The sequence below is a fragment of the Roseisolibacter sp. H3M3-2 genome (assembly GCF_029211165.1).
Taxonomy (GTDB): domain Bacteria; phylum Gemmatimonadota; class Gemmatimonadetes; order Gemmatimonadales; family Gemmatimonadaceae; genus Roseisolibacter.
This window is the reverse complement of sequence record NZ_JARGEK010000208.1, coordinates 1-8,428: the sequence shown is the minus strand read 5'-3', so window position 1 is coordinate 8,428 and position 8,428 is coordinate 1. Positions and strand designations below refer to the sequence as shown.

Annotated in this window: 7 protein-coding genes; 2 read left to right on the top strand and 5 right to left on the bottom strand. The window is 74.3% G+C overall.

Annotated elements, in window-relative coordinates:
• Positions 1–945: PIG-L family deacetylase (locus PYV61_RS16155; RefSeq protein WP_275833433.1), on the bottom strand; the 945-nt coding region annotated here is incomplete at its 3' end.
• A gap of 158 nt (positions 946–1,103) precedes the next feature.
• Between PYV61_RS16155 and PYV61_RS16150 the strand changes: the two genes are divergently transcribed.
• Positions 1,104–1,517 (top strand): four helix bundle protein, encoded by a 414-nt coding sequence (locus tag PYV61_RS16150; RefSeq protein ID WP_275833431.1) that lies wholly within the window; start codon positions 1,104–1,106, stop codon positions 1,515–1,517.
• Positions 1,518–1,560: 43 nt separating this feature from the next.
• On the opposite strand, the gene PYV61_RS16145 is transcribed toward PYV61_RS16150, so the two are convergent.
• Positions 1,561–4,314, bottom strand: a complete 2,754-nt coding sequence (locus PYV61_RS16145) for a 2-oxoglutarate dehydrogenase E1 component (protein WP_275833429.1) — start codon at positions 4,312–4,314, stop codon at positions 1,561–1,563.
• Between the two features lie 74 nt (positions 4,315–4,388).
• Complete coding sequence (locus tag PYV61_RS16140; RefSeq protein ID WP_275833427.1) at positions 4,389–6,083, bottom strand: ATP-binding protein; 1,695 nt, start codon at positions 6,081–6,083, stop codon at positions 4,389–4,391.
• Between the two features lie 105 nt (positions 6,084–6,188).
• Between PYV61_RS16140 and PYV61_RS26635 the strand changes: the two genes are divergently transcribed.
• Complete coding sequence (locus tag PYV61_RS26635; protein ID WP_345785249.1) at positions 6,189–6,380, top strand: DUF2256 domain-containing protein; 192 nt, start codon at positions 6,189–6,191, stop codon at positions 6,378–6,380.
• Here PYV61_RS26635 and PYV61_RS16135 read toward each other — a convergent pair.
• Both PYV61_RS16135 and PYV61_RS16130 read right to left on the bottom strand, forming a co-directional pair.
• Positions 6,352–6,945, bottom strand: a complete 594-nt coding sequence (locus tag PYV61_RS16135; protein WP_275833425.1) for a DUF1003 domain-containing protein — start codon at positions 6,943–6,945, stop codon at positions 6,352–6,354. The genes PYV61_RS26635 and PYV61_RS16135 overlap by 29 nt on opposite strands.
• Positions 6,946–7,002: 57 nt before the next feature.
• A partial coding sequence (locus PYV61_RS16130) for a hybrid sensor histidine kinase/response regulator (RefSeq protein WP_275833423.1) occupies positions 7,003–8,428 on the bottom strand: 1,426 nt, incomplete at its 5' end.

Here is an 8,428-nt window from a genome sequence, read left to right as displayed (position 1 = left end):
CCGACTTGCGCGCACCGCGGCGAACGCCGCGTCGAGCGCGTCGAGCACCGCGCGCGGCGCCGGCTGCGCGACGGCCGGGCGGAAGCGCGCCCACGTCGTGTCGATCCCGTCGAACGGGCTCGCCTCGGGGCCGGCGGGGGCGCCGCCGTCGACGCGCGACGCCTCGCGCTGCAGCGACACGGTGGGCGGCGCGTTGCGCTGCGAGCCCCCCTGCCCCTGCGACCGGTGCTGGTCGCGGCTCACCGCCGCCAGCTCGGAGTACGAGCGCCCGAGCACGGGGTCGAACGCGCCGGCGTCGCCGCGGAAGGTCGCGTTCTGGTGGTTGCGGTAGCTGGTGTTGCGGTAGAACCGCGCCGCCGCCCACGCCGGCCCGAAGCCGCGTGCCGGGAAGCGCGCCGTGTCGGCCGCCGCGTCGAACGCCTCGCGCGCCAGGATCCCGCTCGCCTGGTGGTGCCCGTGCCCGTCCGCCGGCGTCCCGCTGAAGATCGCGATCACCACGTGCGGCCGCACCGCGCGCACGACGCGCACGACGTCGCCGAGCACGGAGTCGCGCGGCCAGTGGCGGAACGTCTCCTCGGCGCTCTTGGAGAAGCCGAAGTCGAACGCGCGCGCGAAGTACTGCCGCCCGCCGTCGATCCGCCGCGCCGCCAGCAGCTCCTCGGTACGCAGCGCGCCGAGCGCCTCGAACAGCTCGTTGCCGATCAGGTTCTGCCCGCCGTCGCCGCGCGTCAGCGACAGATACGACGTCTCGACGTGGCGCCCGCGCGCGAGCCAGGCGATGAGGCGCGTGTCCTCGTCGTCGGGGTGGGCGCCGATGACGAGGGCGCGGCGGGTGTTGCCGACGGCGTCGCTAGTCTGTGTGAGCGCGGCGGCTCCACGCTCCTGGCCTGACGCCGTCGTGGCGGCGAACGTGAGCAGGGAGAGAAAGCGGAGCGGTCGGATCATACGGGAACGGCGGGAGTCGTCACTGCGGGAGTCGTCACTGCGGGAGTCGTCACTGCGGGAGTCGCGACGGCGGCAACCGCGTGTCGGTGGGAGTCGGGAGGAGACGCGACGCGGTGCGGCGGTACGGGGTGCGGGAGATGCGTGGCGTAGCGTTCGGCATGACGCGCACACCGGCCCGGAGCTTCCGCGACCTGCGGGTGTGGCAGGAGGCGCAGGCCCTGGCGCGGGCGGTCGGGCCGCTGTGCGAGATCCTGTGTCGCCTGCCATATGGCGATCTGGCCGACCAGCTGGCACGAGCTGCGACCTCGGTCCACACCAACATCGCCGAGGGGTGGGGACGCTACGGTCACAGGGACCGACTGCGGTTCTTCGACATCGCCTGGGCCTCGCTGCAGGAGCTCGACTCGCTGGTAGAGGAAGCGGCGAGAAGCGGTCGGGTGTCGAGACGCTCGGCCGACGTCGTCCGCCGCCACGCCTCGAACACCGGCCGGCTCCTCGCCGCCCTCTGCACCGCCCTTCGCGCCCACCAGCCCACGGACAGGGCGCCGCGCGGTGCCGACTCCCGCCGTTGAACCTCCCGCAGTGACGACTCCCGCGGTGACGACTCCCGCAGTATCAGGCGGTCGCCTTCTGCTTCGCGGGTTCAGTGATAGCCAACGCCTCCGCCACGATCCTCCCCTGCTCCGCCTTGTGCGCCGCCTCGTACCCCTCCGCGGGGCTCGCCCGCTCCGGACGGCCCACGTAGCCGAGCGACACCGACGCCGGGAGCAGCGCCCGCAGCCGCGGCGCCGCGAACGTCCACGCGCCCATGTTCTGCGGCTCCTCCTGCGCCCACACCACCTCGGTCGCCTTCGGGTAGCGCGCCAGCACCTCGCGCACCGCGTCGCCCGGGAACGGGTAGAGCTGGTCGACGCGCACCACCGCCACCGCGTCGGGGACCGGCTGCGCCGTCACGTCGTACCACATCTTGGCCGTGCACAGCACCACGCGCCGCACCCGGTCGGCGGCGCCCGCCGCCAGGTCGACCACCGGCTGCCACGCCCCCTCGGCGAGGTCGCCGAGCCGGCTCGTCGCCGCGGGGAGGCGGAGCAGCGACTTGGGCTGCATCAGCACCAGCGGGCGCCGCGGCTGGCGGCGCGCCTGCAGGCGCAGCAGGTGGAAGTACTGCGCCGGCGTCCCCGGGTAGGCGACCGTCATGTTCCCCTCGGCGCACTGCTGCAGGAACCGCTCGAGGCGCGCCGACGAGTGCTCCGGCCCGCCCCCCTCGTAGCCGTGCGGCAGCAGCAGCACGAGCCCCGAGTCCTGCGACCACTTGGCGCGGTCCGCCACCAGGAACTGGTCGATCACCACCTGCGCCACGTTCACGAAGTCGCCGTACTGCGCCTCCCACAGCGCCAGCGTGTCGGGCGCCGCCACGGAGTAGCCGTAGTCGAACGCCATCACCGCCGTCTCGGTGAGCGGGCTGTTGTAGACCTCGAACGCCGCCGTCGCGTCGGGGAGGCTCGCCAGCGGCGTGTGCGTCTTCCCGTCGGTCGGGTCGTGCAGCACCGCGTTGCGGTGGCCGAAGGTCCCGCGCTCCGCGTCCTGCCCGGTGAGGCGCACGTTCACCCCCTCGGCCACCAGCGACGCGAACGCCAGCGCCTCCGCCTGCCCCCACTCGATCCCGCCCTTCTCGCCGAGCGTCTCGGCGCGGCGCGCGAGGATCTTCCCGAGGCGTGGGTGCGGGGTGAACCCCTCGGGGTAGCGCAGCAGCGCGTCGTTGAGCGCCGTCAGCCGGTCCGCCGGCACCGCCGTCACGACCGGCGCCGGGAGCGCCGCCGGCGGCCCCTCGGGCGACTCCGGCTCGTGCGCGTCCTGGCGCTTCACCCGCTCGTGCGCCGACTGGAACTCCGCGCGCACCTCGCGGTCGACCGCCTCGACCTCGTCGGCCGACAGCAGCCCCTCGTCCACCAGCCGCCTCCCCCACACCTGGCGCGGCGTCGGGTGCGCCTTGATCGCGTCGTACAGCTTCGGCTGCGTGAACGCCGGCTCGTCGGTCTCGTTGTGCCCGTGCCGGCGGTAGCCCACCAGGTCGATCAGCACGTCCTTCGCGAACGCCTCGCGGTACGCGATCGCCACCCGCACCGCCGCCAGGCACGCCTGGGCGTCGTCGGCGTTGACGTGCAGCACGGGGACGTCGAACCCCTTCGCGAGGTCGCTCGCGTAGTGCGTCGAGCGCGAGTCGATCGGGTCGGTGGTGAAGCCCACCTGGTTGTTCACGATCAGGTGCAGCGTCCCGCCCACGCGGTAGCCGGCGAGGCGCGCCATGTTGAGCGACTCGGCCACCACGCCCTCGCCCATGAACGCCGCGTCGCCGTGCACCGCGATCGGCAGCACCAGGCGCTCGTCGCGCGTCCCGGGCTTCCCCTCGACGCGCTGGTGCGCGCGGGCGACGCCGTCGATCACCGCGCCCACGAACTCGAGGTGGCTCGGGTTCGGCACGAGCAGCAGCGCGACCTCGCGCCCGCCGACCTCGCGGCGCCCGCGGTACCCCATGTGGTACTTCACGTCGCCCGTCTCGCTCTCGCTCGACGCGTCCGGGTGCCGCCCCTCGAACTCGCCGAACAGCACCTCGTACGGCTTCCCCATCACGTGCGTCAGCACGTTGAGGCGGCCGCGGTGCGCCATCCCGATCACGACCTCGCGCGCGCCGCGCGCCGCGCTCTGCGCGATCGCCTCGTCGAGCATCGGCACCAGCGCGTCGGTCCCCTCGATCGAGAAGCGCTTCTTCCCCTGGTACGCGAAGCCGAGGAAGCGCTCCAGCCCGTCCACCTGCGTGAGCCGGCGCAGCACCGCCTTCCGCTCGTCGGCGGTCAGCGCGCGCGTCTCGTGCTCCGCCTTCAGCATCTGGCGGAACCACTCGCGCTCCGCGTCCGACGCGAGGTGGGAGTACTCCAGCCCGAAGGTGCCCGAGTAGCGCGTGCGCAGCATGCGCACGACGTCGGCCGCGGTGCGGAACCGCCCGTCGCCGAACCCCAGCGCGCTCGCCGGCACGGCCTCGAGGTCCGCCTCGGCGATGCCGTAGTGCTCCGGCGTCAGCTCGCGCGCGCCGAGCGGCTCGGAGCCGAGCGGGTCGAGGCGCACGGCCAGGTGCCCGTGCTCGCGGATCCCGTGCACCAGCGACGCCGCGGCGGCCGCCTTGCGCGGCAGCTCCGGGTCGCCGCCCCCGCCCCCGGCCGGCGCCCCGCCGGTCAGCCCGGCCAGCGCCTCCATGGTGCGGAAGTACTGCCGCCAGGACTCGTCCACCGACGCCGGGTCGCGGCGGTACGACTCGAACGCCTCGGCGATGTAGGCGTCGTTGAAGACGCTCGTGATGGCTGGGGAGGTCATGCCGCAAAATACACGGGAGGGCGGGAGTCGTTACAGCGGGAGTCGGGACGGCGGGAGTCGGAACCGCGACCGACCTACGCCGTCACGACTCCCGTTCCGTCGACTCCCGCCGTGGCGACTCCCGCCGCCGGAAGGATGAGGGCGAACTCACTCCCCTCCCCCGCCGCCGACCGCACCGCGATGCGCCCGCCCAGCAGCCCCGCCAGCCGCTGCGAGATGTAGAGGCCGAGCCCCGTCCCCCCGTAGCGGCGCGTCAGCCCGGCGTCGAGCTGGGTGAACGGGCGGAACAGCTTGGGCAGGTCCTCCGGCCGGATCCCGACCCCGGTGTCCGACACCGCGAACCGCACCGTCCCCTCGGCCGCGGTCACCCGCAGCGCCACCGTCCCCCGGGCGGTGAACTTGACCGCGTTCCCGCACAGGTTGATCAGGATCTGCCGCGTCTTGTCCGGGTCGGTCACCAGCGGGGGCGGGAGCGGCGGCACCTCGAGCACGAAGTCGAGCCCCTTCTGGCGCGCCAGCGGCTCGACCACCGTCGCCACCGTCTGCACCACGTCGGCGACGTCCACCGCCACCGGGCGCACCAGCTCCTTCCCCGCCTCGAGGCTGGAGAAGGTCAGGATCTCCTCGATCATCGCGGTGAGCTGGTGCGTCACGCCGCGCATGCGCTCCACCACGTCGTGCTGGTCCACCGAGAGGGGGCCGAGGATCTCGTCGGCCAGCAGCTCGCCGTAGCCCGTGAGGGCGGTGAGCGGGGTGCGCAGCTCGTGGCTCACCGTCGCCAGGAAGGTGCTGGCGGTGCGCGTGGCCGCCTGGGCGTCGGCCACCAGCCGCGCCTTCCACAGCGCCAGCGAGGCGTGGTCGGCGACCACCTGCAGCCGCTGCGCGTCGCGCTCCCCGAACGGCGCCCGCCCCTCCGCCCGCGAGATCGCCAGCACCCCCAGCAGGTCGCCGTGCGCCGCCAGCGGCGCCAGGAGCAGCGCCCCCACCGCGCCCCCGGACTCCAGCTCGCCGCAGTAGGCCGGGTCGCGCGCCTCGGCGTCCGTCGCCCGCAGCAGCGACGCCTGCCCCGTGGCGCGGAACTCCGCCAGCAGCCGCCCGGTGAGCGTCCCCGCCAGCGGGAAGGCGTGCCCGAGCACCGACGGCGGGTGCCCGAGCGACGCCACGAACTTCCCCTCGGTCTCGCCGATCTCGGCGACCGTGGCGCCGTCGGCCTCGCACAGCACGCGCGCCGCGCTGCACAGCGCCTCCAGCAGGCGCCCCGAGTCGGCCTCGGCGGCCATCCCGCGCGCCAGCGCGCGCAGCCGCTCGTTCTCCTCGCTCCGTTCGGCGAGGTCGCGCCGGCGCCGCTCGCGATCGCCGACCTCCGTGAACAGCACCAGGATCCCGCCGCCGCCCACCGCCGCCGCGTCGTCCACCGGGTAGATGCGGGCGTCGAACACCGCCGCCGTCCGCCCGCCGGGCCGCCGGGGGAGCGGGACCGTCTGCAGCGCGACCGGCGCCCGCGCCGTCATCGTCTCTCGCCACGCCTCCTCCACCGGCGAGCCGACCAGCGCCGGGAAGGTCTCCCAGATCGGGCTCCCGAGCGCGTCCTCGCGCTCCACCCCGGTCATCCGCTCGGCGGCCGCGTTCAGGTAGACGAGACGCCACGCGGGGTCGAGGACGAGCAGCCCCTCCCCCAGGCTCTCCAGCAGCCAGTCGGGGGCCGCGCCGTCCGCGGCGACGGCGCGCGTCGTCGTCGGCGGCGCGCCCGGGGATCCGTGTGTCGTCACAGTGGAACGTTACGCGATCGCGCGCGCGGATGCTGCCGGCTGCCGGCGGCGGACGTGTCCGCCCGCACGGGAACCGCCACGCGCCCCGCCCGGTTCGCCGCGGCGATGCCGCGACGCCGCCCCGACCGCGCCCGCCCCCCGGCCGAACGCCCCGCCAAGACGTGCGCCCGCTGCGGGCTCCCGTTCCAGTGGCGGCGCAAGTGGGCCCGCGACTGGGAGTCGGTGCGCTGGTGCAGCGAGCGGTGCCGGCGCGGGACCGACGCGCCGCCTACCGGTCGTCGCTCCCCGGCAGCGTGATCAGGACGGACGCCGGCGGCTCGGGGGCCGGCGCCCGCGGCCGCTCGATCTGCGCCGCCAACTCCTCCGACAGCCGGTCGCGGTCGAGCGGCCTGAGCATCGCCTGCAGCTCGGCCTCGTCGTCGGTCGAGAGCGGCAGCCCCAGGCGTCCGTAGAGCCCCGCGACGAGCTGGAGGGTCTTGGTCACCTCCTCCTCGGTCCGCATGTCGATCTCGAGCGTCATCTCCTCGCGCAGCTCGGCGATCTGCGACTCGCGGCGCTGCGACATCAGCACGAAGATCGACAGGAAGATCGCCTCCAGCGAGACGACCATCGTCAGGAAGCCGAAGGGATACGGGTCGAAGGGGAAGCGCGCCAGCGAGTTCCAGGCGACCCAGACCGAGAACCAGATCAGGTGCAGGGCGAGGAACACGGTCGAGCTGGCGAAGCGCGTCAGCGCGTCGGCGACCTGCTCGACCGGCGACTGGTGCGCCGACAGGCGCGTGCGAATCGCCTCGACCTTGCGATCGGCCGCCAGTCGGCGCGCCTGCGCCCGCTGGTCGGCCGCAAATATGGATTGCGGCACCTGGGACCCTCCCCGTCCGGTTCCGTACCACCCATGCACGGACGGGGCCGGCCGGACTCAGCGCGCGGCGGTGCCGTCCTCGTCGGTGGCGTCGTCCGAGGCGGCGGCGCTCGGGGCGCGCGCCGGCAGCCGCAGGGTGAAGACACTTCCCTGCCCCGGCTGCGACGCCGCCGACAGCTCGCCGCCCAGCAGCGCCGCGAGCCGCTTGGAGATCGGGAGGCCGAGCCCGGTGCCCGTGGGCTGCGCCGTGTTGCCGCTCGCCGCCAGCTGCACGAACTCGTCGAAGATGCGCGGCAGGTCGGCCGCCGAGATGCCGGGGCCGTGGTCGCAGACGGCGATCTCCAGCCCCCCGTCGCCGAGGGCGCGGCTCCGCACCTCGATCGGCTTGCCGGCGCCGAACTTGATCCCGTTCGACAGCAGGTTGAGCAGGATCTGCCGCACGCGCCGCGGGTCCGTCTCGAGCGTCAGCCGCTCCCCCTCGTGCGACAGCGCCAGCGGGCTCCCGTGCTCGTCGGCCAGCGGGCGCACGGTGATGAACAGGTCCTCGACCAGCGCCGGGAAGGGCGCCGGCTGCACCGACAGCTCGAACTTCCCGGCCTCGATCTTCGACAGGTCGAGGACGTCGTTCACCAGCTCGAGCAGGTGGCGCGCGGCGTGGTGCGTGCGCCGGATCCCGTGCTGCTGCTGGTCCGACAGGTCGCCGTAGATCCCGTCGAGCAGCAGCGTGTTGTAGCCGATGATCGCGTTGATCGGCGTGCGCAGCTCGTGGCTCATCGACGCGTAGAAGCGGCTGCGCGCGGCCATCGCCCGCTCCAGGTCCGCCTGCCGCGCCTGCAGCTCCGCGTTCACCGCCTGCAGCTCGGCGGTCGCGCGCGCCTCCTGCTCCAGCAGCCGCGTGCGCATCGCCAGCTCCAGCTCGCGGCGCTCGGCGGCGCGCAGCGCCTGCTCCTGCAGCCGCACCTGCTCGCGCCGGTGGTGCATCTCGACGAACACGGACACCTTGGAGCGCAGGACGTCGGGGTTGAACGGCTTGAACAGGTAGTCGACCGCGCCGACCTCGTAGCCGCGGAAGACGTACGCGTCCTCCTTGTTGATCGCCGTCAGGAAGATTATCGGGATCGCGCGCGAGCGCTCGCGCGCCTTGATCAGCTCCGCCGCCTCGAAGCCGTTCATCCCCGGCATCTGCACGTCGAGCAGGATGAGCGCGAAGTCTTGCACCAGCAGCCGGCGCAGCGCCTCCTCCCCCGACGTCGCGCGCACCAGGCGCTGGCCGAGCGGCTCCAGGATCGCCTCGAGGGCGAGCAGGTTCTCCGGCCGGTCGTCGACCAGCAGGATGCTCACCGGCTCCATCGCCTCGGACGCCGCGCGCGCCGCGGCCGTGCGGTCGGCGTCGGCCGCCGCCTCGCGGGCGTGCTCCGGCTCGGGCGCGGGGGCGGCGGCCGTGGGCTCGACCTCGCGCGGCGCGAGCTGGCGGCTCACCACC